The organism is Nonomuraea marmarensis (assembly GCF_043197025.1).
GTDB lineage: Bacteria > Actinomycetota > Actinomycetes > Streptosporangiales > Streptosporangiaceae > Nonomuraea > Nonomuraea marmarensis.
On record NZ_JBICRM010000021.1, the window covers coordinates 97,064 to 118,974 of the forward strand.

The following is a 21,911-nucleotide window of genomic DNA, read 5'->3' on the forward strand; positions in this document are numbered from 1 at the left end:
CCCGCCATATCCGGGCGAATCGAACATGAGTACGATGTCCCCATGTACGTCCCGCCCGAGTGGCCCGCCGAGGTCCGCCCGCCCAGCGTCCCCGACTGGGAGACGTCTGCCGTGGCCTGGCTGCTGGACGCGGTGCCGCCGGACTACCGGGCGTACGAGGTGCTCAGGCGGCATCCGGTGGCGCTGGCCAGCATGGCCCGCCACCACGTCGCCTCCGCCGTCGAGGCGGCGCGGGCCGGCTACCGGGGGGCGGCGGTGGACCTCAAGAGCCACCTCCCGCCGCACGCGATCGAGGAGGTGCTCGACACCTACCGCGAGGAGGGGCCGCGGCTGGTGCGTCTGTCCCGCTCGATCGCGGTCGTCGAACGCGCCCTGCGCGGCGACATCTTCACCGCCACGATGCGTTCCCGTTGAACCCGTTCCCGCGGGCGCCGTCAGCGGGTGCGGCGGGCGAGGAAGGTGATGGCGGCCAGCGCGAGCGCGGCGGCGGCGAGCCAGATGAGGATGTTCTTGGCGGTTAACCCGCCCTGGCCCGTGGCCGAGGCGGCCTGTGACGCGGGCGCCGACTTCTTCGTCGCCGCCGGGCTCGGCGTGGCGGTGGGCTGGGCGCGGTCGGGGAGCGCGACCCGGTACACCGGGCTCTTCAGCCCCTCCGATCCGGTGAGGAGGGCCTTGCCGTCACGGGTGTACGCGATCGACTCGGCCTGCTTCAACTCCGGCATCGACACCCTGGCGATCATCTTGCCGAACGGCTGGTAGAGGGTGGCGGAGAAGTAGGTGCGGACGACGTACGAGGAGCCGTCGGGGGCATAGGCGGCGTCGGTGGCCATGAGCGGGGCGGCGACGACCTTGCGCAGGACGTTCGTCCGGTCGGTACGCAGCTTCTTCGGCGCCGCGTACACCGATCCCGCGAACTCCTTGGACACCACGTAGAGCCGTCCCGTCTTCGGGTTGATCATGATGCCTTCGGCGTTGCGGCCGCCGTCCGCGTACCGGAACCGGTAGCGGGTCGCGGGCAGCGTCGCGTCCGCGAGTGTCTGGGGCTCCAGCACCCGGTAGATCGAGATGTCCGGCCACGCCCCGTCCAGGTTGTCGCCGATGTCCGCGAACCACAACACCCCCCGCCCGGTCGCGGGATCCTTGGTCGCGGCCATGGCCTCCCAGTCCCTGGCCTGGGCGCCTCGTACCTGGAAGGTGGCTTTTGTCCGGCCGGTCCCGTCGACGGCGTAGAAGGTGGGGGCGGCGGCGCTGTCGTTGTGCGTGTAATAGACCCCGTCGTGCGTCGGCGAGACGGCCAGCCCGCTGGACTCCGTGATCTTCGGGTCCTTGAAGGTGAAGAGCTTCTCCGTCCCCTCATCCGCCGCCGCGTAAGCCGGAACAGCGGACAGCAGACAGGTCGCCACCGCGACGGCGAGCACCCGGAACACGACATCCCCCACGCGGCCATCATGCCCCACGCGCCGCCGTCCCAGTCCCTGCCTGCGACGTCACCGGGCGGGTGTTCACATGGCGGTGGCCGCGGCGGTGCTCACCTTGGCGCTGTGGCGGTGGAAGCCGGTGCCCTGCAGCACCACCAGCAGCCCGTTGGCCACCGCCATGGCCGCCCACAGCCCGGTGATCCCCCACGTCCTGGCCACGGGTACGGCGGCCAGGACCAGCAGTCCGTACCCGATGGCGAAGTACACCAGGCTGGCCGCCGACCGTTTGAGCGCCGTGAGCCCCATCCCCTGCACCGCCTGAGCGGCGTCGGCGGCAGACGACACCAGCATCAGCGGCAGCAGCGCGAGCACCCGTTCGCGCACCGCGGCGTCGTCGCTGAACAACACCATCAGTCGCTCCCCGAACCCGAGCAGCAAACCGGCCCCCACAAGCGTCCCTGTTATGGCGAGCAAAGCCGCGGCCCGCTGGGCCCGCCGCGCCCCCGCCGTATCGGCGGCGCGGGCCACCTCCGGCACCGAGGCCTGGGCGATGGAGAGAGAGGCCATCATCATGAATCCGGTGAGTGTGGTCAGCACCGCATGGGCGGCGGTGTCGCGCGTGCTGGTGGTGCTCGCCGCGAAGGTGACGACCCCGAGCACGCCAAACTTGATCAATACGGTGCCGGCCAGCGGGACGCTGACCTTCGCCAGGCTGATGATCTCGGCGATCCTGGGCCGGGCCTGCCCGATGGGGCGCCCGAGCGCGCGGCGCAGGATGAGGCTCGCCACGCCCGCCGCCGCCGTGCCCGCGATCAACCAGGCGATTCCCACCCCGGTCAGCCCGAGCGGCGGCACCAGCGCGGCGGTGAGCACGCTCAGCACCAGCCCGGACACCAGGGTCGGCCAGAGCACGTTACGGCTGCGCCCCAGCGCGATCAGGATGGTGCTCGTGCCACCGGTGGAGGCGAAGACCAGGAGATACGCGGCGAGAAAATACGGCAGCAGGCCCAGCTCGCGCACCACCTCGCCGGGCACCCCGGTGACGCCCGCGAGCAGCGGCACGCTGAGCACCGCCAGGGCTCCGACCGTGCCCGTGGTGAGGCTGAGCCAGCGCGCGTCCCGCACGATCGGCACGGCCGCTCCCGGATCATCCCGATACTGCGCGACGAACGGCCCGAGCCCGCGCAGCGCGCCCTGCACCGCGGCGCTCGCGGGATTGAGCACGGCGGTCATGACCGCGAAGGCGGCGAGCGTGACGGTGTCATGCTTGCCGAGCACCGAGGTGACCACCAGCGACCCCACCATGCCCATGGCCATGGCGAAGAAGAGCGGCACGGCGGCACGAAGCAGAGCGATCATGTCGCCATGGGGACGACCGCTCCGCCCGAGATCATGAAGTGAGTGTATGGCCTGGAGTGCACTCCAGGCGTTTACGGTTGGTCTATGGAATACGTCAACCTCGGACGCAGCGGCCTCCAGGTGAGCCCGCTCTGCCTCGGCACCATGAACTTCGGCCCGCTGACCTCGGAGGAAGACTCCTTCGCGATCATGGACAAGGCCCATGAGCTGGGGATCAACTTCTTCGACACCGCGAACGTCTACGGATGGAAGCTGGGCGAGGGCATCACGGAGCAGATCGTCGGACGGTGGTTCGCCCAGGGCGGCGGCCGCCGGGAGAAGACGGTCATCGCGACCAAGCTCAACGGCAAGATGAGCGACTGGCCCAACGACCAGAAGTTGTCCGCGCTCAACATCCGCAGGGCCTGCGACGCCTCGCTGAAGCGGCTGCAGACCGACTACATCGACATCTACCAGGCACACCACGTCGACAGGAACACCCCGTTCGAGGAGTTCTGGGAGGCCATGGATGTCCTGCGCCAGCAGGGCAAGATCATCTATGTCGGCTCCTCGAACTTCGCCGGCTGGCACATCGCCAAGGCCCAGGAGTCGGCCGCCAAGCGTAACTTCAACGGCCTCATCAGCGAGCAGTCCCACTACAACCTGCTCACCCGCACGGTCGAGCTGGAGGTGCTGCCCGCGTGCGAGGACTACGGCCTCGGCGTGATCCCGTGGAGCCCGCTGGCCGGCGGCCTGCTCGGCGGCGTGCTCCGCAAGATCGACAAGGGCCGCTCGGCCGCCGACAACATGGTCAAGCAGCTCGAGAAGCACCGCGACAAGATCGAGCAGTACGAGAAGTTCTGCGACGAGCTGAACGAGGACCCGGCGAACGTCGCCCTGGCCTGGTTGCTCAAGCAGCGTGCGGTCGCCGCGCCGATCATCGGCCCGCGCACCCTGGAGCAGCTCGAAGGCTCCCTGCGCGTCCTCGAGATCGACCTGGACGAGGCCGCGCTGACCCGCCTCGACGAGATCTTCCCCGGCCACCGCACCGCCCCGGAAGACTACGCCTGGTAACGGCCCCGCTCGCTCGCCGCACCACGTGCGGTGACGAGCGGGCTCAGGCCAGCAGGGCGCCGATGACGACGATCAGCAGGAGCAGGCCGAGCACGATGGGCAGCAGCCAGGGACGAGGACGATCCACGACCTGGAGCCTAACCCTGCTCAGCGGGTGCCAGCGCCCATTCGGCGAGTGACTCGTACCTCACCTGGGGCCCCGTGTGACTGCGGACAAGGCGGACATGCTCCGCCCGCCACGGCGAGCCGCTGAACCCGGCCAGCGACTCGACCAGCGGGCGCAGGTCCGTCTCCGCCTTGGCGCGGGCCAGCGTCAGATGCGGGTGGAACCGCTTCTCATCCGTCTGTACGGCACCGGCCCGCCGCCCGCCCGCCTTGACCGAGTCGGCCAGCCTGGTCATGGAGTCGCCGGCGACACCGACCCAGAAGACCCTGGCCCGGCGGGCCGAGGAAAAGGCTCCGAAGCCGGTGAAGGCCAGGTCGAGGGCGGTGTGGCGGCGTACGGCACGGGCTAGCCGCACCTCCAGCTCGGGCAGCACCCGCTCGGGGACCTCGCCGAAGAAGGCCAGCGTGATGTGCCAGGTGGCCCGGTCGGGCCAGCGCAGCCCCGGCACCTGCCCGACGTGCGGCGCGATGGCGCGCGAGATCTCGTCCAGCACCTCGTCGGGCGGCACCAGGGCCGCGAAAAGCCTCATACAACCCGATTCTCCCCCCGCACTCCACCGACCCGACCACCGACTCGTGCCACAGCGCGCCAGGCACTTGCCGACTTACGCCGCAGAGCGAGCCACGGCCTGGCTAGAGCGCTGGAGCAGAGCCTTGGGTCTGGGGCTGCGTCACGCCACGGCGAGCGCCGGCCTGCGGACGCGGGAGCTGATCAGCCGTGTCACGAGCACCGCCGAGCCGGCGCCGACCAGGACCAGCACGCCGGAAAGGATCACGCCCATCCGCGGCCCGCCCAGCTCCGACAACCACCCGATCAGCGGCGCCCCGAGCGGCGCCCCGCCGGTGAACACCAGCATGTAGATCCCCATGACCCGCCCCCGCATGTCCGGAGACGTGGCGATCTGGACACTGGCGTTCGCGACCGTGTTGATCGTGATCAGCGCGATCCCGGTCGGCACCAGCAGCAGCAGGTAGACGGGATAGAAGGGGGCCAGCCCGGTGGCGATCTGGAAGAGCCCGAACCCGAGCGCCCCGGCCATCAGCACCTTGCGCGACAACCGGACCCGGCGCGCCGCGAGCAGCGCCCCGCCGAGCGCCCCCACCGCGAACATGCTGGAGGCCAGCCCGAACGAGGACGCCCCCGCCCCGAACTCCTCGCGCGCCATGAGCGCGATCGACATCGAGAACGACTGCGAGAACATCGACACGAACCCGATCAGCAACACCGGCATGAGCAGCTCTTCGTGCTGGATCACGTACCGGAGGCCTTCGCGGAGCTGGCCCTTGGCCCTGGGCACGGGCACGGCGGGGTTCAGCTCGGACTTGCGCATGAAGACCAGGCTGGAGATCACGCCGCTGAACGTCAGCGCGTTGACCAGGAAGATCGGTCCCGTGCCGCCGAGCACGTAGATCAGCACACCGGCGAGCGCCGGGCCGACCACACGGGCCAGGTTGAAGATGGAGCTGTTGAGGGCGATCGCGTTCGGCAGGTCCTGGCGGCCGACCATCTCGACCACGAACGCCTGCCGCGTCGGCACCTCGACGCACGAGATCATGCCGAGCAGGAACGCCATCACGTAGACGTGCCACACCTGGGCGGCGCCGGTCATCGTCAGCACGCCGACAGTGAGCGCCAGCGAGGCCATCAGCACCTGAGCGGTGATGAGGATGGGCCGCTTGGGGTAACGGTCGGCCAGTACGCCGCCGAACATCCCGAACAGCAACATCGGCAGGAACTGCAGCGCGGTCGCCGTTCCGAGCGCCGCCGCGCTGCCATGGGTCAGATCGAGCACCAGCCAGTCCTGGGCGGTGCGCTGCAGCCAGGTGCCGACGTTGGAGACGGTGCCACCCGCTGCGAACATGCGGTAGTTACGAACCCTGAGCGACCGGAACATCCCGGTCCTGGGTTCCTCAGGTTCTATATCTTGCTGAGCTTCTCCAGGATCGGCGCCGCCTGCCTGAGGATCGACCTCTCCTCCGGCGTGAGCTCCTTCAGCCGCTGCGTCAGCCACGCCTCCTTGCGGCGCCGCTCCTCCTTCAGCAGCTTCTCGGCGGCCTCGGTCACGGTCACGGTCACCTGTCGCCGGTCGGTCGGGTGCGGTCTGCGGGCGAGCAGGCCACGCTCCTCGAGAGCGGCGATCACGCGCGTCATCGAGGGTGGCTGCACCTTCTCGAGCTCGGCCAATTCGCCGGGGGTTATCCCGGAATGCCGTTCCACTGCGGCGAGCGTCGCGAACTGCGTGGGAGTCAGCGAGTGAGCCGCCGCCTGTCGTCGTAGGCGCCTGGTCAGCCTTGCCATCGATACGCGCAGGGCTGAAGCCAGGCCTGCGTCGCTCCGCAGGTCCATCTTGGGCTGGGTTTTGGTTAGCATGAGTCATTACCTTTGCTAACTATAGACGAAGGCAAGATATTTCCCCAATCAGTTGTCTCACGCGGGGAGCTTGCTCCCCGCGATGATGAGTCGTGCAAAGCACCACGCTCTTGATTTTTTGGGGGGGACGCGGGGGGCTTGCTCCCCGCGATGATGAGTCGTGCAAAGCACCACGCTCTTGATTTTTTTTGGGGGGGACGCGGGGGGCTTGCCCCCCGCGGGGAGGTCAGAGACCGAGCAGGGCTCGGATCGGGCCGATCGCGAAGTAGATGACGAACAGGATCGTGACGCCCCACAGCAGCGGGTGGATCTCCCTCGACTTGCCCCGTACGAGCTTGATCAGGACGTAGGTGATGAAGCCGGCGCCGATGCCGTTGGAGATCGAGTAGGTGAACGGCATGACGACGATGGTGAGGAACGCCGGGATGGCGATCTCGAAGTCGTTCCAGTCGATGTCGCGGATCGCGGTCATCATCAGGAAGCCGACGACGATCAGCGCGGGCGCCGCGGCCTCGTACGGGACGACCGTGACGAGCGGCGCGAAGAAGATCGCCACCAGGAACAGCGCGCCGGTCACCACGCTGGCCAGGCCGGTGCGCGCGCCCTCGCCGACGCCCGCGGCCGACTCGATGTAGGTGGTGTTCGAGGAGACGGAGCCGGCGCCGCCGGCCGCCGCGCCGATCGAGTCGACGAGCAGGATCTCCCTGGTACGAGGCAGCGTCCCGTCCTCCTGGATCAGGTTCGCCTGGCGGCCGACGCCCACGATGGTGCCCATGGTGTCGAAGAAGTCCGTGATGAGCAGCGTGAAGACGAACAGCACGGCCAGCACCACAGAGACCCGGCTGAAGGCGCCGAACGGGTCGAACTCCGTGAACAGCACGAGCGGGTTGTGGAAGTCGAAGGTCAGGTCGCTGAGACTGGGGAGGTTCAGTTGCCAGCCGCCGGGGTTCTGCGCCGAGAACCTGCCGGACTTGGTGAGGGCTTCCACGATGATCGCCAGCACGGTGGTGCCGACGATGCCGATCAGGATCGCGCCCTTGACCTTCCGCGCGACCATCGCCGCCGTGGCGAGCAACCCGACCACGAACACGAAGATCGGCCACGAGGTCAGGGTGCCCCCGATGCCCATCTCCAGCGGCGGCCCGGCGGGCACCCGGCGCACGAAGCCCGCGTCCACGAACCCGATCAGCGCGATGAACAGCCCGATTCCGACGCTGATGGCGGTCTTGAGCTGGGCCGGGATGGCATGGAAGACCGCCACCCTGAGACCGGTCAGCACCAGGATGGCGATGATGACACCTTCGAGGAAGACCAGGCCCATGGCCTCCTCCCAGGTCATCACACTGGCGATGTTGAAGGTGACGAAGGCGTTCAGGCCCAGCCCCGCGGCCATGGCGAAGGGCACCCGGCCGACGACGCCCATGAGGATCGTCAGTACGCCCGCCACGAACGCCGTCCCGGCGGCGACGAGCGCCACGTTCGGCGTCGTACCGTCACCGATGACCTGCTTGTCCACGTCCGTGCCGTTGGCAATGATGATCGGGTTCAGCACCACGATGTAGGCCATGGTGAAGAACGTGGCCAGGCCGCCCCGTACCTCACGGGAGACTGTCGAGCCTCGTGCGGAGATTGCGAAGAAACGATCTATTGCAATACGAGTGTCGCTCACGACGCGAACAGTGACAGTCGTGGTGAACTGCGAAAAGAGTCGGTGATGAGATCGAGACCCGATTGGAAGCTAGGCTGGACACGTGAAACAGCAGTGGCATCCCGACCCGGAGCCGATCAAGACCAACGACTCGGCCGCCCTCACGATTGGCACCGCCCTGTGGGCCGTCGCCCTGGTCGTCCTGCTGATCTTCCGGCCCGCTCCGGAGAACACGTGGTGGATCTGGACGTGCGTGACCGGGGTTGGGTTCGGCCTCTTCGGCATCTGGTTCGTCCGCCGGCCCAGACGCGGCTGACATTCGTCATCTCCGGCCATTCGCCGAAGTCACCCCCGAGTGGTGTTTCCACCCACTACATCGGCACATGCCTTACGAACCATGCTTATCAGCATGAAGAAGTCTTTATTGACATTCCTCCTTGGTGCGATGGCTCTCACCGCCTGCAGCGGCAATACCACAGCGGAGCCGACAGGGAACGTCGCCTGGGGCCGGTGCACTGACCTGGTCGGCGCGGACGGCAAAGCGGCTGCCCCCGCCCCCGGAGTCGAGTGCGGCAAGATCCAGGTCCCCCTCGACCATGCCAAGCCCGGCGGCGAGAAGATCGACCTTGCGCTGATCCGGATCAAGGCCACCGGCGACCGGCTCGGCTCGCTGGTCTTCAACTTCGGCGGCCCCGGCGCGTCGGGCGTGAACACGATGGCGCAGGCCGCCCAGGCGTTCGGGAACCTGGGCCGCCGCTACGACCTGGTCAGCTTCGACCCGCGCGGCGTCGAGCGCAGCTCCGGCGTCAAGTGCGGCGGCGAAGTCGGCACGCTCCTCGCCGCCGGGACCGAGGCCGACGGGGACCGGCTGTCCAAGGAGTTCGCGCAGGCCTGCGAGCAGGACTCGGGCAAGGTCCTGCCGTACGTCGGCACCGTGAACGCCGCCAAGGACCTCGACCTGCTCAGGACCGCGCTCGGGGACAGGCAGCTCAACTACCTCGGTTTCTCGTACGGCACGCACCTCGGCGCCGTGTACGCCACGCACTTCCCCAAGAACGTCGGCCGTTTCGTCCTGGACGGGGCCTTCGACCCGACGGTCACGTTCGCCGATCGGGCGGTGATCCAGGCTGGGGGGTTCGACCGGGCGTTCGAGGCGTTCGCCAAGGACTGCGTGGCGCAGAGTTGCGAGCTCGGGGCCGACCCGGCTGCCGTGGAGAAGACGGTCGAGACCCTGCTGGACGGCCTGAAGGCGAAGCCGCTCAAAGTCGGGGACCGGGAGCTGACGTACGGGCTGGCGCAGCTCGCCGTCATCACCCCGCTGTACGCCAAGGCGACCTGGCCGCTGCTGGAGCAGGCGGCCGCGGCGGCGATCAAAGGGGAAGGCGCCGCGCTGCTCTCCCTGGCCGATTACTACACCGGCCGCAAGGCCGACGGGACGTACTCGACGGACATGACGGCCATGCAGGCCATCAACTGCGCGGACAACACCGAGCGGCCCACCGTCGCGGAGACCGCCCAGATCAACGACCGGGTGAAGAAGATCTTCCCGATCCTGGCGGCCGACGGGTCGGGCGGGGTGTGCGCCCACTGGCCCGTGCCAGGGGACGACGCGGCCAAGCGCATCGACGCCACCGGTTCCGGGCCCATCGTGGTCATCGGGGGCAAGGGCGACCCCGCCACGCCGTACCAGTGGGCCCCGACGCTCACCGAGCAGCTCAAGACAGGCGTGCTGGTGACGTATGAGGGGGAGGGCCACGGGGCCTATCTCAGCGGTAACGGGTGCGTCATGAGCACCGTGGACGCGTACGTGCTGGAGGGGAAGGTGCCGCGCCAGAACACGACGTGCGCGGCCTGACGCCGCCGCACGATCGCGCCGACGCGAGGGCGTCCGGCGGGCTCGCGTCGATGCTCGGGCTCGTGCGGGACGCCCTCGGCGCGTTCTCGTCCCCAGCTCGCCGCGAATCCTGCTAATGCGAATTATTACTGGGATATCACTCTTGACGGGATAGGCGGTGAGACCGCACACTCTCCAACTAATGCGCATTACCAAGGAGCGGGAACCGTGGCCAGACGCCTCACGCAGCAGGACATCGCCCGAATGGCGGGAGTGAGTCAGACCACCGTGTCGTTCGTGCTCAACAACCGCGCGGAGAGCGAGGTGCGGATCTCTCCCGAGACCCGGGAGCGGGTGCTGCGGGTGATCAGGGAGACCGGCTACATCGCCGATCCGGCCGCCCGCCGGCTGGCCGAGGGCCGTAACCGCATCCTCGGCGTCTTCACCTACGAGGCGGTCTTTCCCGCCACCAGCGCCGACTTCTACTACCCGTTCCTGGTGGGCATCGAGGAGTGCGCCGAGGAGGTCGGTTGCGACCTGCTGCTGTTCACCAGCGCGCGGGCCTTGGGGAAGAAGCGGCGGATCTTCAACGAGGACAGCAGGATCCGGCTGGCCGACGGGTGCGTGCTGCTGGGCCGCACGGTCGACCGCGACGACCTGGCCCGGCTCATCGCCGATCAGATCCCGTTCGTGTCGGTGGGCCGCCGCGACGACGCGGGCGGGCCGGTGCCGTACGTCGGGGCCGACTACCCCTCGGCCGTGCGCGCTCTGGTGGAGCGGGCGGTGGCGCTCGGTCATCGCCGGCTCGTCTACGTCGGAGCAGGCGAGGGCGCCGAGTCGTGGGCCGACCGCTTCGGCGGCTTCCGCGCAGCAGTGGCCGCCCTCGGTGTCGAGGGGATCCAGGTGCGGCCCGACGGCACACGGACTCTCGACGCGGTGCTCGCGACCGGGGCCACGGTCGCGTTCTTCGAGGAGCAGGCGGACGCCGTCGCCTTCGTGCAGGCGGCGGCGGAGCGCGACCTGCGCGTCCCCGGAGACCTGTCCGTGGTCGCGTTCGGCTCGGCCACCCGTCCCGTCCACTCCGACATCGACTTCGCCGGTTTCCTCATACCGCGCCGCGAGATGGGCCGAAGGGCCGTCGAGCTGCTGACCAGGGTGATCGAGGACGGCGGAACACCCCAGGAACTGCTGCCCTGCGAACTGGTCGAGGGTTCCACACTGACGGAAGGTGATTTCGCACGTGGTTGAGATGACGGCCGACGCGCTCGTCGTGGGTGGCGGGCTGGGCGGCGTGGCCGCCGCGCTCGCGCTGCTGCGGGCCGGCCGCACGGTGATCCTCACCGAGGAGTACGACTGGCTCGGCGGCCAGCTGACCAGCCAGGCCGTGCCGCCGGACGAGCACTCCTGGGTGGAGCGGTTCGGCGTCACCGCGAGCTACCGGGCGCTGCGCGAGGGCATTCGCCGGTACTACCGCGATCATTACCCGCTCACGGAAGCGGCCAGGGCCAAGCGGGAGCTGAATCCCGGTGGGGGCCATGTGAGCCGGTTGTGCCACGAGCCGCGCGTCGCGGTCGCGGTGATCGAGTCGATGCTGGCCCCCTACCGGGGCTCCGGGCGGCTGCGGCTGCTGCAGCCCTACCGGCCGGTCGCCGCCGTCTGCGACGGCGATCGGGTGACCGCGGTACGGCTCAGCGGCAACGGCCAGGAGGTGTGGGCCAGCGCCCCGTACATCCTGGACGCGACCGAGACCGGTGAGTTGCTGCCGCTGACCGGCACCGAATACGTCACCGGGTTCGAGCCGCAGTCGGAGACGGGCGAGCCCAGTGCTCCGGCCGAGGCGCAGCCGGACAACATGCAGGCCATCTCGGTCTGTTTCGCGATCGACCACGTCGACGGTGACCACACGATCGACAAGCCGGAGACGTACGACTTCTGGCGCGAATACCAGCCCCCGTTCTGGGGTGACCGGCTGCTGTCGTGGCGGTGCCCGCATCCGCGCACGCTGGAGATCATGGAGCGTTCGTTCACCCCCAACCCCGACGACGATCCGCTGCTCGTCGAGGCCGACCAGCGGGTCAGCCCGGGTGACGGCAACCTGTGGACGTTCCGGCGGATCGCCGCCCGCAGGACCTTCGCCGAGGGCGCCTACGCCAGCGACATCACGCTGGTGAACTGGCCGATGATCGACTACCTGGAGGGGTCGGTCATCGACGTGCCCGACGCGGAGCAGCACGTCAAGGCGGCCCGCGAGCTGTCGCGCTCGATGCTCTACTGGATGCAGACCGAGGCCGGATTCCCCGGGTTGCGGCTGCGGGGTGACATCACCGGCAGCGCCGACGGGCTGGCCCAGGCGCCCTACATCCGCGAGTCGCGGCGCATCCGGGCCCTCTACACGGTGGTCGAGCAGGACCTGTCACTCGCCGTACGCGGGGACAAAGGCGCGGTCGGCTACCCCGACTCGGTCGGCGTCGGCATGTACCGCATCGACCTGCACCCCTCGACCGGCGGCGACAACTACATCGACGTGGCCAGCTCTCCCTTCGAGATCCCGCTGGGCGCGCTGCTGCCGCAGCGGATGACGAACCTGCTGCCCGCCTGCAAGAACATCGGCACCACCCACATCACCAACGGCGCATACCGGCTGCACCCGGTCGAGTGGAACATCGGCGAAGCCGCGGGCGCTCTCGCGGCGTTCTGCCTGGACCGGGAGACCACACCGCACGCCGTACGAGAGAGCGAGACCCTCCTCGCCGACTTCCAGCACAGGCTCACCCGGGAGGGTGTCGAGCTGCGCTGGCCCGATGTCACCGGCTATTAGGGAGACCATCATGCGGGCATTGATCCCCGTTGTTGCTCTGCTGACCCTCACCGCCTGCGGAAGCGGCGGGCCACCCGCGCAGCAGTCCGGCCCCGCGACGCTGCGCATGTCGATCTGGACCGCCAACGAGGCCCATCTGAAGCTGTTCAACGAGATCGCCGCCGGCTACACCAAGGCCAAGGTCACCTTCGAGTCGATCCCGTTGGAGAGCTACACCACCACGCTCACCACGCAGATGGCCGGCGGCAAGGCGCCCGATCTGGCCTGGATCCTCGAAGGCTCGGCGCCCGACTTCGTGACGTCCGGCGCGCTGGCGCCGCTCAAGAGCAGGATCGAGAACGCCGGGGAGCTCGTGCCCGCCGCGACCAAGCTCTGGGAGAAGGACGGCGAGCTGTACGCCTACCCGTTCTCCACCTCGCCGTTCGGCGTGTTCGTCAACACCGACCTGCTGCGCGAGGCGGGACAGAAGCTCCCTGCCAAGGGGTGGACCTGGGAAGAGGCCATGGCCGGGGCCGCGGCGGTGGCGAAGAAGGGCAAGGCCGGACTGGTCGTGGGCGACTGGGACTACAAGAACTGGACCAACCTGGCGTCGTTGTGGGGCGGCTGGGGCGCCAAGGCGTGGAGCGACGACGGCACGACCTGCGGGTTCAACCAGCCTGCCATGGTCGAGGCGATGACGTTCCTGCACAAGTCGATCTTCACGGACAAGGCGCTGCCCGGCCCTGGCACGACGGTCGACTTCTTCGCCGGTGACGCGGCGATGGTCATCACCCAGATCTCGCGGGCGAGCCTGCTGAAGGACGCGAAGTTCGGCTGGCGGTTGCTGCCGCTGCCGAGCGGCCCGGTGGGCGACTATTCGGTGATCGGCCAGGCCGGGATCGGCGTGGTGAAGAAGTCACCTCAGGCCGACCTCGCGGCTGACTTCCTCGGATATTTCACGAACTCGGCAAACTCGGCAAAGCTCGCGCAGTTCTTCCCGCCCGCCCGATCCTCCCTGCTCAACGTGGAAACGCTGGCCAAGTCCAATCCGCTGGTCGAACCCGACCAGCTGCAGTCGGTGGTGATCGACGGCATCGCCAAGGGCGTGGTCAAGCCCAACCACAAGGGCCAGGAGGAGCTCATCCAGACCGCGCGCGCCGCGCTCGACCCGATGTGGCAAGCCGGAGCGGACGTCAAGACGGTGCTGGACGGCGTGTGCACGAAGATCCAGCCGCTGCTGGGGTCGTGAGGATGGCCACGCTCACCGCGCGGGTCGCGAGCCGCCGGTCCGCCACCGGGTTCTGGACCATCAGGCGCCGCGACTACCTGGTCGGCTATCTGCTCATCGCGCCCCAGCTCGTCGGCAGCCTGCTGTTCGTGCTGCTGCCGCTGGCTCTCGTGGGCTGGTTCAGCCTCAACGAGTGGAACGTCCTGGCCGGGACGTTCGAGTTCACCGGCCTGGACAACTACGCCAAGCTGCTGGCCGATCAGCAGCTCAGGGACTCGCTGAGCACCACCGCGATCTTCTCCGTCGGCCTGGTGGCGCTCAACCTCTCGCTGGCGATGCTGCTCGCCGTGCTCCTCAACCAGCGGCTCCGCGGCACCGTCGTCTTCCGGGCGCTGTTCTTCTCCCCGGTGCTGGTGTCGCTGGTGGCCTGGACGATCGTCTGGCAGTTCCTGCTCCAGCCGTCCGGCGGCATCAACGCGCTGTTCGGGGGCGGCCCCAACTGGCTCAGGGGCTCCGGGACGGCCATGTTGTCCGTGATCGTGGTCCAGGTGATCAAGAACGTCGGCCTCAACATGGTGCTCTTCCTGGCCGCCCTGCAGGGTGTGCCCAAGCAGCTCTACGAGGCCGCCCAGCTGGACGGCGCGGGCGCGTGGACCAGGTTCCGCCGGATCACCGTGCCGCTCATCAGCCCCACGATCCTGCTCACCTCGATCATCACGGTGGTCGGCTCGCTGCAGGTGTTCGCCCAGATCGCCGTGCTCACCCAGGGCGGTCCGGGCACGTCGACCACGGTGCTGGTCTACTACCTCTACCAGCAGGCCTTCCCGTTCCATCACTTCGGTTACGGCGCGACGATCTCCGTGCTGCTGTTCCTCATCGTCGGGGCCCTGACACTCATCCAGTGGCGCATGCGCAGGAGGTGGGTCTTCCTTGAGACTTAAGCTCATCCTGTACGGGCTGCTCTGCGTGCTCTGCGTGCCGTTCGTCTTCCCGACCTGGTGGATGGTCACCACGTCGATGAAGCCGATCAACGAGATCTTCGACTTCTCCCTGCTCCCGCGAGCCTGGGACCTGTCCACCTATCGGCAGGTCTTCGCGCTGCAGCCGTTCGGGCAGCAGTACTTCAACAGCCTCTACATCGCCGTGGTGGTGACGATCGGCACGATGGCGGTGGCCGCCATGGCCGGCTACGCCTTCGCCCGCATCCGCTTCCCCGGCCAGAACGTGCTGTTCGTCGTCGTGCTGGTGGGCCTGCTCATCCCGAGCGAGGTGACCATCGTGCCGCTGTTCCAGATGTTCAACACGCTCGGCCTGATCAACACCCACTGGCCGCTGATCGTGGTGCCGATCCTGGGCGCGCCCAGCGTGCTGGCCACGTTCATCATGCGGCAGTTCTTCATCACGCTGCCCGGGGAGCTCGAGGAGGCCGCCAGGGTGGACGGCCTGGGCCGCTTCGGCACCTTCTACCAGGTCGCTCTCCCGCTGGCCAGACCGGCGCTCGGGGCGGTGGCCATCTTCACCTTCCTGCACTCGTGGAACCTCTACCTGGAGCCGATCGTGTACCTGTCGACCCCCGACATGTTCACACTGCCGCAGGCGCTCACCCAGTTCGTCGACGCCTACGGCGGTCCCATGTGGAACGTCCAGCTCGCCGCCGCCACCATGACCGCGGTACCGATCCTGATCGTCTTCGTCCTCGCCCAGCGCCAGTTCATCGAGGGACTGGCGCACACCGGGCTCAAGGGGTGATCGTCCATGTACTCCCGCCGTGGTTTCGTCTCGCTGGCCGCCGGAGTGGCCGCCTTACCACTGCTGCCGCAGGTCGCCGCCGCTGACGGCTGGGACCCGACGGCGGCGCCGGGCGGCCCGGGCGCCTGGGACCCGACGGCCTTCACCTCGGTGTTCACCTCCCCGCCGCCGGACCCGCAGGCCGTGGTGCTCGGCGGACCCGGCTTCGAGACCCGCGCCGACGGAGTCGGTGACGACACGGCGGCGCTGCAGGCCGCCGTCGACGAGGCCTCCCGGCGTGGCATCGCGAACAAGCTCGGCGACATCCTCGGCGGCGCCCGTGACTTCCCGCACGGTGACGGCGGCGGCGTGGTTCTCGTCCCGGAGGGCATCTACCGGCTGTCGGCCACCGTCAGGGTGCACGACTCGGTCCGCGTGATCGGCTTCGGCCGGCGGCGGCCCCGCCTCGTCCTGGGTGAGAACACGCCCGGCTACGCGTCCGGGACGGCACGGGACGTGCTCGCCTTCGTCCGGCGCCCGGTCGGCGGTCCGATCACCTACGCGAACAACGACACGTTCGGCTCCGCGCTGGTGAACCTCGACATCACGATCGCGCCCGGCAACCCCGACGCGGTGGCCGTACGGTTCGGCGGCGCCCAGCTCTGCCTGCTGCAGGACCTGGACATCGACGCCGGCGACGGCCGCGCGGGCATCGACCACAATGCCAACCTGATCCATCGCGTGCGGGTACGCGGCGGCGAGGTCGGCCTGAACGCCTACGCCGCCTCGGCCGGCTGGCAGACCACGCTGCTCGACTGCCGGTTCGAGGGCCAGCGCCGCGCGGCGGTGGCGATGTCCAACGACGCCAAGCTCGTCGTCGTCAGAGCCGCCGTCTCGCACACCCCACGGGCGTTCGAGTCGGCGCCCGGACAGTGGCAGCACCTCTACGTCCAGGACTCCCACTTCCACGACCTCCGCGACGCCGCCGTGGTGCTCAACGACAGCGAGCAGTTGCCCGGCGCGGACGACGACCTGATCCGGCGCAGCAACCAGCTCACCCTGCTGAACTGCACGGCCTCGGCGACCCGCGACCTGTTACTGCTGACGCAGACCGGATCGCGCACCCCCGGCCCGGCGCCGTCGGCCCACATTCGCGAGCTGACCTACGGCCTGCGCGTCGAACGGGCCCTGACCAGCCACGAGTCCAGACGAGAAGGTGTGTACGCCGACCTCGCGCCGGGCGCGCCGACCAGCCGGACCCGCGCGAACCTGAGCACCGACACTCCCCCGCCGCCACCGACGCGGGAATGGGTCAGCGTCACCGACGTCGCGGCCAGGATGGGCCGCACCATCGGCAAGGGCGAGGACGACCTGGCGGTCTTCCAGGCGGCCGTGGACCGCTACGACACGGTCTTCGTCCCGATCGGACAATACCTGCTGACCGACACACTCCGGCTACGGCGCGCCTCCAACCTGATCGGCCTGCATCCGCGGCAGACCTGGCTGCTCGGCGCCGACGGGCACCCCAACTTCGCCGATCCGGACTCCCCGCGTGCGCTGGTGTCGACTCCGCGCGGCGGCCGCAACATCGTCACGGGCATCGGCTTCGACACCGCCCGGCAGACGGCGGGCGCGGTGAACCTCCTCTGGCAGTCCGCCTCGGGCTCCTACCTGGCCGACGTCACCACCCAGTTCGTCAAGTGGCATCCGGCGGACGCCCCGTCAGGTGATCCCGGCTACACCTATCGGGGAGCGCACAAGTACGGCATCTGGGTACGCGGCGGCGGCGGCACGTTCGCCAACGTGTGGAGCATGAACGGATGGGCCGAGAACGGCCTGCTGGTCGAGGACACCGACGTCCCCGCCCGCCTGTACGAGATCTCCGTGGAGCACCACGAAACCCGCGAGGTCGTGCTGCGCCGGGTGTCGGGCTGGCGGTTCCTGGGCCTGCAGACCGAGGACCACATCTACGGCTGGCGGTCGCAGGCCGTCGAGATCGAGCGCAGCCGCGACATCCTGCTCGCCAACTCCGTGCTCTTCCGCGTGGCCACGGTCCTGGGCCCGTACCCGTACGGAGTGAGCGTGCGCGACGCCCGGCGGGTGACGCTGCGCGGCAACCGGGGCTACCGCGACAAGACCCCCGAGTTCACCCAGTGGGGCGCGGCCGTCCTCGACCACGACACCGGGCGGACCGTGCCCGAGGTCGAGTTCACCCTGGTCGAGATCAGGTGAGCCGGATGACCGAGATCAGCAGGCGTCGCCTCGGCATGCTGGCGCTAACCGCCGCCTGAGCGCGGCCGGACCCGGCGGGTCAGGTCAGGTCGGCCTCCGCCAGCAACAGGGGAACCGCATCGGGGTCACGGAGCAGGGCGGCCACCGCGAGGCGGTCGTTCCACTGCCCGGTAGCCCAGGCCAGCCCCCTGGCCAGCCCGTCCACCCCCGTGCAGTGCACCGCCCCCTCGAAGAAGCGCCACGCGCACTCCACCCCGTCCACCAGCAGCTTCTCGTGCTCCACATACGTCGCTGGCGCGGTGGGCAGCAGGGACCGGACCTCGGCGGGCACCTCCCGCACCGCCCCCTGGGACGTGACCTCACCCGAGGCGAGCTCGCCGGCCAGCGGCAGATCCAGCAGCTCCGACAACGCCTCCGCCAGGTCGTAAGGAGCCAGCACCAGCGGGCGCTCCGTGACCAGTTGCAGCAGGTCGGGCGCCTCGACCACGACCACGTCGTCGGCCGGGGCCACCACGATGGAGCCCTCCTGCACCGCCCGCACCGAGGACGGCGGCGCCACCCGGGAGGGGTCCACGGCGGCCAGGGCGATCCACAGGGCACGCAACTGGGCCCGGTCCACCGTGATCGACGCATCGGCCATCAGGTCCAGGAGTTCCTCGGGCCCGCCGTGGGACGTGAGGAGCTCGGGCAGGGTCGTGCGGACACCCAGCATCGACAGGGCCGCCTCGTCCAGGCCCGCGGGCGCGTCGGCGTACAGGCCCTGCAGGAGCGGATCGGCCCCCGGCAGCCGCAGCTCCAGCGGCTTGCGGCCGCCGAGCACCGGATGGTTGGCCAGCCACCAGGCCGTGTAGGAGGGCACTTCCAAACCCTCCACGCGCAGCGGATGGAGGGCGGCCCGCAGCGGCGGCCGGGTCAGCAGCGCCAGCGCGGCCGGCCAGTCGGCCACCAGCTCCAGGTCCCGCACCGCCGCGAACTCGGCCACCAGCGGCGGCACGTCGAGCTCCGGCAGCAGGTCGAGCACGTGGTCGAGCCACTCGTCCTCGCCGTCGAGGTCGTGGTCGCAGTCGTCCTGGTCGAGCAGCACGTCGGACTCGTGCACCACCGCGAACCCGTCGAGCACCCCCGCCGCGGCCAGCACCCGCGAGCCGTAGGTCTCCTCCAGCTCCGACGCGGCCACCCCGAGGTGCGTGTCCGGCTCCAGCAGCCCGGCCAGCGCCCCGTCGGCCAGCATGAGCTCCCCGGCGGGGTAGAGCTCGCCGTCGGCGCCGCGCAGCGCCAGCTCGGCCAGCCACGGGGCCTCGCCGGGCACCAGCCCCGACGCCCCCACCAGCGACAGCACGGCCGCCGCGACCGGCTCGGGATCCGAGCTGTCGAGCGACTGCGAGACGGCGGCCTTGGTCAGCGGGTCTTCCAGGATCGTCCTGGGCGTGGCCTCGGCGGCGCCCAGCCTGAGCAGCGCGGGGTGGGCCGCCTCCGGATGCACGATGCGCAACCCCAGCGGCGTGAGGTCCAGGCCGGCGTCCCCGTCGGTCAGGATGAGCGTGCCACGCGGCCCGCGCACCACCCGGCCGTCGGTCAGCGGCACCGGCAGGGCGCCCAGCGACTCGGGATCGTCGGCGGGCAGCACCTCGTAGAGCGAACGCCACCACGACGGCTCTCGGGCCTCCGTGGCCTCGCCCGACAGGAGATCGACCACGTCGGCCAGCTCGACCCTGCGCACGCCCAGCGCGGCCATGGCGGGATGCCTGGCGGGCCACCCGGCGGGCAGCAGCCCGGGCACGAAGTCGGCGATGGCCGCGAGCAGCTTCGCCGAACCGGCGGCCACCACGGCCGCCTCCCGGCCCGCGACCACCCAGCCGTCGCCCTCGGGCTCGCGCGCAGGGTGCTCCACCTGCCACTCGGCGTCGGGCTCGTAGACCTCCGCGTCCGCGAACGACGGCGTCTGTACGGCCGGCGCGGGCGCGGACAACGCCGGCAGCAGCGGCGTGCCGGGCAGCCTGGCCAGCACGGCCCGGCGGATCCGGGCGTCGAGCTCGCCCTTGCCCATCAGGGACGGCACCAGGTCGAGCAGCCTGGGCGTGCGCGGCAGCTCTTGGAGCAGCCGGATGTAGGCGTCGGCCACCCGCTCCACCAGGAAGTCGGTCAGCGGCCCCTTGGCGACATGGCGCCGGTCGGTGGCCATCGGGAACGACGCGATCAGCAGCGCGGGCAGGTCGAGCGGCTCGTCGCTGGGCGTGGGCGCGTGCACGACGGGCGGCACGGTCTCGGGCAAGGGCCCCGGCTCGCCCGTGCCGGTCATTGGCACCGCCCAGCGCAGCGACCAGAAGGGACGGGCGCGCTCCTCGGTGGGCCGGTCGGCGAAGAGCCGGCTCACTTCCTCGGCCGTGAACACGCCTGACTCCGACACCACGTGCCAGCCGTCGGCGACCACGGTGCGGGCCGCCCCGTCGAGCTCGATCTCGATGGTCTCCAGCGCCGGCATGCCGAGCAGCAGCGCGGGGCTGGTGTCGGCCAGCATCCGCCGGACCGCCTCGACGGCGGCCCGGTCGCGCAGCGGCAGGCGTACGAGCGTGTCGAAACCCGCGGGCACGTCCAGCGGCGGCCCGTCGAACGGCAGCCTGAGCAGCGGTACGTGCCCCGAACGCTCGGCGAGCTCGCCCGCGAGCGCCGGGATGCCGGCCACCGCCGCCGTGGTCTCCGCGCGCGACCATCGCGCCGAGCCGCTCCCACGCGAGCCGACGGCGGGCTCGTCGCAGACGGAGACCACCGCCGCGAACCCGACGCCGAACCGGCCCGCCGCCCCGACCTCGTCACGCTTACCGGAAACACGCAGCGTCGACAGGCCCTCCACGCCCGTGGCGTCGAGCGGGGCGCCGGTGTTGGCGGCCGTCAGCACGTCGCCCTGGAGCGTCAGCCGCAACTTGCCGGGCACGCCCGCGCGCAGCGCCGCGTCGGCCGCGTTCTGCGCGATCTCGACGATCAGCCGGTCGCGGTAGCCGCCGAGCGCGAAGTCCTCCTCGGCGTTGGCGTCCTCGCGGAACCTGGCGGGCGAGGCCGTCCACGCGGCGAGCACGGCGGCTCGCATCCGGTCACAGCCAAAGCTAGCGGTCATCGATCACGATCCTGGTCGAGGGTAGGGGGCCACCGTAGGGTAGCGGCCCGCACCGACACCCGGACTCAGGAATGGCCGAGCTCCTCGGAGGCGGATTCGTCGACCGAGCCCGCCTCCTCCTCGATCAGGTCGTAACCCAGGTCGTCGAGGATCGGGATGGCCTGCTCCACGGGTGGCGGCAGGACCGCGGCCTCCGAATGGGCACCGCAACCGTGGTCGGCGGCGACGACCTTGCCGTCGTCAGGGGCGTATTCGTTGGTGCAGACCCCGAACGACAGTCGCAGCTCACCTGACAGCAACCAGTAGAAGCCGCAGGTGGAGCACTGCGCGGGCGCGGCGTGTGCGATCGGAGTGTGCGGCCCGTGCTCGCCCGAGTGCCAGCGCCTGGCAGCCCGGTCTCTGCCGATGGCCGAGAGCACACGGGCTCGGCCCAGGCCGTATTCGAAAACCATCTGGCGGTCGGTGTCGTCGTCGGTCTCGGTGAAACCGGGCGCCAGCCTGTCGTCGTCTTCCGAGGTCGGCAGCAGGTCGCCCACGCCGAGGTCGCCGGGGCGCAGCCGCTCGCTCCACGGCAGCCACTCGGGCGCCAGCAGCGCTCCCGAACCCGGCAGCAGGACGGCCTCGCTGACCGTGACCTTCTTCGCCCGCGAGGCGCGGGTGACGGTGACGGCCCAGCGCCAGCCGCGGTAGGCGCGGTCGAGGCAGGCGAAGTAGTGGGTGACGATCCGATCGCCCTCGCCCTCGTAGCCGAGGTGCTCGCCGGGCTCGCCCGGCCGCGCCAGCTCCTCCGCCGCGGCGCGCGCCAGATCGACCGCGGCGACACAGGCCTGGTCGGGAGCGGAGACGCGGGTCCTGGTGCGGCTCATCGGGCCGCCTCCGCCGAAAGGTGCTGTTCGCTCACACTTCATTCTCACCCATGGCCGGACCTGGACGGCCCACAACCCGGGATCCGGCTCAAAGACTGCG

Annotated in this window: 18 protein-coding genes; 10 read left to right on the forward strand and 8 right to left on the reverse strand. The window is 70.0% G+C overall.

Annotated features, from left to right (window positions below; genetic code table 11):
• Positions 1 to 42: 42 nt before the first annotated feature.
• Complete coding sequence (locus ACFLIM_RS30425) at positions 43 to 414, forward strand: hypothetical protein (protein WP_393171269.1); 372 nt, start codon at positions 43 to 45, stop codon at positions 412 to 414.
• Between the two features lie 20 nt (positions 415 to 434).
• Here ACFLIM_RS30425 and ACFLIM_RS30430 read toward each other — a convergent pair whose 3' ends face one another.
• Positions 435 to 1,439, reverse strand: coding sequence for a hypothetical protein (locus tag ACFLIM_RS30430; protein WP_393171271.1), 1,005 nt, complete (start codon positions 1,437 to 1,439; stop codon positions 435 to 437).
• A 63-nt stretch (positions 1,440 to 1,502) separates the two neighbouring features.
• Positions 1,503 to 2,777 carry an MATE family efflux transporter gene (locus tag ACFLIM_RS30435; RefSeq protein ID WP_393171272.1) on the reverse strand — a complete coding sequence of 425 codons (1,275 nt, stop codon included), beginning with the start codon at positions 2,775 to 2,777 and terminating at the stop codon, positions 1,503 to 1,505.
• Between the two features lie 84 nt (positions 2,778 to 2,861).
• Between ACFLIM_RS30435 and ACFLIM_RS30440 the strand changes: the two genes are divergently transcribed.
• Entirely contained in the window at positions 2,862 to 3,830 is a 969-nt protein-coding gene (locus ACFLIM_RS30440; RefSeq protein ID WP_393171274.1) for an aldo/keto reductase, read from the forward strand.
• A gap of 137 nt (positions 3,831 to 3,967) precedes the next feature.
• Here ACFLIM_RS30440 and thpR read toward each other — a convergent pair whose 3' ends face one another.
• The 4 genes from thpR to ACFLIM_RS30460 form a co-directional block, all read right to left on the reverse strand.
• A complete protein-coding gene (gene thpR, locus ACFLIM_RS30445; RefSeq protein ID WP_393171276.1) occupies positions 3,968 to 4,525 on the reverse strand; it encodes an RNA 2',3'-cyclic phosphodiesterase in 558 nt (185 codons plus the stop codon).
• 141 nt (positions 4,526 to 4,666) lie between these two features.
• Entirely contained in the window at positions 4,667 to 5,890 is a 1,224-nt protein-coding gene (locus ACFLIM_RS30450) for an MFS transporter (RefSeq protein WP_393171278.1), read from the reverse strand.
• 23 nt (positions 5,891 to 5,913) lie between these two features.
• A complete protein-coding gene (locus ACFLIM_RS30455; RefSeq protein ID WP_393171279.1) occupies positions 5,914 to 6,366 on the reverse strand; it encodes a MarR family winged helix-turn-helix transcriptional regulator in 453 nt (150 codons plus the stop codon).
• Between the two features lie 226 nt (positions 6,367 to 6,592).
• Positions 6,593 to 8,035: an NCS2 family permease gene (locus ACFLIM_RS30460; RefSeq protein ID WP_393171281.1), complete on the reverse strand. Its 1,443-nt coding sequence runs from the start codon at positions 8,033 to 8,035 to the stop codon at positions 6,593 to 6,595.
• A gap of 82 nt (positions 8,036 to 8,117) precedes the next feature.
• Between ACFLIM_RS30460 and ACFLIM_RS30465 the strand changes: the two genes are divergently transcribed.
• From ACFLIM_RS30465 to ACFLIM_RS30500, 8 genes are all read left to right on the forward strand, one after another.
• Positions 8,118 to 8,330: a DUF2530 domain-containing protein gene (locus tag ACFLIM_RS30465; protein ID WP_393171283.1), complete on the forward strand. Its 213-nt coding sequence runs from the start codon at positions 8,118 to 8,120 to the stop codon at positions 8,328 to 8,330.
• A gap of 93 nt (positions 8,331 to 8,423) precedes the next feature.
• Complete coding sequence (locus ACFLIM_RS30470; RefSeq protein WP_393171285.1) at positions 8,424 to 9,869, forward strand: alpha/beta hydrolase; 1,446 nt, start codon at positions 8,424 to 8,426, stop codon at positions 9,867 to 9,869.
• 207 nt (positions 9,870 to 10,076) lie between these two features.
• A complete protein-coding gene (locus ACFLIM_RS30475; RefSeq protein ID WP_393171287.1) occupies positions 10,077 to 11,096 on the forward strand; it encodes a LacI family DNA-binding transcriptional regulator in 1,020 nt (339 codons plus the stop codon).
• Position 11,097: 1 nt separating this feature from the next.
• Entirely contained in the window at positions 11,098 to 12,666 is a 1,569-nt protein-coding gene (locus ACFLIM_RS30480) for an FAD-dependent oxidoreductase (RefSeq protein WP_393171389.1), read from the forward strand.
• A gap of 10 nt (positions 12,667 to 12,676) precedes the next feature.
• Positions 12,677 to 13,894: an ABC transporter substrate-binding protein gene (locus ACFLIM_RS30485; protein WP_393171289.1), complete on the forward strand. Its 1,218-nt coding sequence runs from the start codon at positions 12,677 to 12,679 to the stop codon at positions 13,892 to 13,894.
• 2 nt (positions 13,895 to 13,896) lie between these two features.
• A complete protein-coding gene (locus ACFLIM_RS30490) occupies positions 13,897 to 14,814 on the forward strand; it encodes a carbohydrate ABC transporter permease (protein WP_393171291.1) in 918 nt (305 codons plus the stop codon).
• A complete protein-coding gene (locus ACFLIM_RS30495) occupies positions 14,804 to 15,622 on the forward strand; it encodes a carbohydrate ABC transporter permease (protein WP_393171293.1) in 819 nt (272 codons plus the stop codon). The genes ACFLIM_RS30490 and ACFLIM_RS30495 overlap by 11 nt, the downstream gene beginning before the upstream one ends.
• A 6-nt stretch (positions 15,623 to 15,628) precedes the next feature.
• Positions 15,629 to 17,833: a glycosyl hydrolase family 28-related protein gene (locus tag ACFLIM_RS30500; RefSeq protein WP_393171295.1), complete on the forward strand. Its 2,205-nt coding sequence runs from the start codon at positions 15,629 to 15,631 to the stop codon at positions 17,831 to 17,833.
• 79 nt (positions 17,834 to 17,912) lie between these two features.
• Here the strand turns inward: ACFLIM_RS30500 and ACFLIM_RS30505 are convergent, their stop codons facing one another.
• Both ACFLIM_RS30505 and ACFLIM_RS30510 read right to left on the reverse strand, forming a co-directional pair.
• The gene (locus tag ACFLIM_RS30505) at positions 17,913 to 20,945 is read right to left on the reverse strand and encodes a sacsin N-terminal ATP-binding-like domain-containing protein (protein ID WP_393171297.1); all 3,033 of its coding nucleotides are present in this window, start codon (positions 20,943 to 20,945) and stop codon (positions 17,913 to 17,915) included.
• A 65-nt stretch (positions 20,946 to 21,010) separates the two neighbouring features.
• Entirely contained in the window at positions 21,011 to 21,811 is an 801-nt protein-coding gene (locus tag ACFLIM_RS30510; protein WP_393171299.1) for a DUF3027 domain-containing protein, read from the reverse strand.
• Positions 21,812 to 21,911: the final 100 nt, after the last annotated feature.

Excerpts from the sequence above, each read along its gene's own strand:
- ACFLIM_RS30510 (WP_393171299.1), bottom strand. The coding sequence starts at position 21,811 with ATGAGCCGCACCAGGACCCGCGTCTCCGCTCCCGACCAGGCCTGTGTC.
- ACFLIM_RS30455 (WP_393171279.1), bottom strand. The coding sequence starts at position 6,366 with ATGCTAACCAAAACCCAGCCCAAGATGGACCTGCGGAGCGACGCAGGC.
- ACFLIM_RS30425 (WP_393171269.1), top strand. The coding sequence starts at position 43 with ATGTACGTCCCGCCCGAGTGGCCCGCCGAGGTCCGCCCGCCCAGCGTC.
- ACFLIM_RS30435 (WP_393171272.1), bottom strand. The coding sequence starts at position 2,777 with ATGATCGCTCTGCTTCGTGCCGCCGTGCCGCTCTTCTTCGCCATGGCC.
- thpR (WP_393171276.1), bottom strand. The coding sequence starts at position 4,525 with ATGAGGCTTTTCGCGGCCCTGGTGCCGCCCGACGAGGTGCTGGACGAG.
- ACFLIM_RS30440 (WP_393171274.1), top strand. The coding sequence starts at position 2,862 with ATGGAATACGTCAACCTCGGACGCAGCGGCCTCCAGGTGAGCCCGCTC.
- ACFLIM_RS30470 (WP_393171285.1), top strand. The coding sequence starts at position 8,424 with ATGAAGAAGTCTTTATTGACATTCCTCCTTGGTGCGATGGCTCTCACC.
- ACFLIM_RS30485 (WP_393171289.1), top strand. The coding sequence starts at position 12,677 with ATGCGGGCATTGATCCCCGTTGTTGCTCTGCTGACCCTCACCGCCTGC.
- ACFLIM_RS30480 (WP_393171389.1), top strand. The coding sequence starts at position 11,098 with ATGACGGCCGACGCGCTCGTCGTGGGTGGCGGGCTGGGCGGCGTGGCC.
- ACFLIM_RS30490 (WP_393171291.1), top strand. The coding sequence starts at position 13,897 with ATGGCCACGCTCACCGCGCGGGTCGCGAGCCGCCGGTCCGCCACCGGG.
- ACFLIM_RS30505 (WP_393171297.1), bottom strand. The coding sequence starts at position 20,945 with ATGACCGCTAGCTTTGGCTGTGACCGGATGCGAGCCGCCGTGCTCGCC.
- ACFLIM_RS30450 (WP_393171278.1), bottom strand. The coding sequence starts at position 5,890 with ATGTTCCGGTCGCTCAGGGTTCGTAACTACCGCATGTTCGCAGCGGGT.
- ACFLIM_RS30500 (WP_393171295.1), top strand. The coding sequence starts at position 15,629 with ATGTACTCCCGCCGTGGTTTCGTCTCGCTGGCCGCCGGAGTGGCCGCC.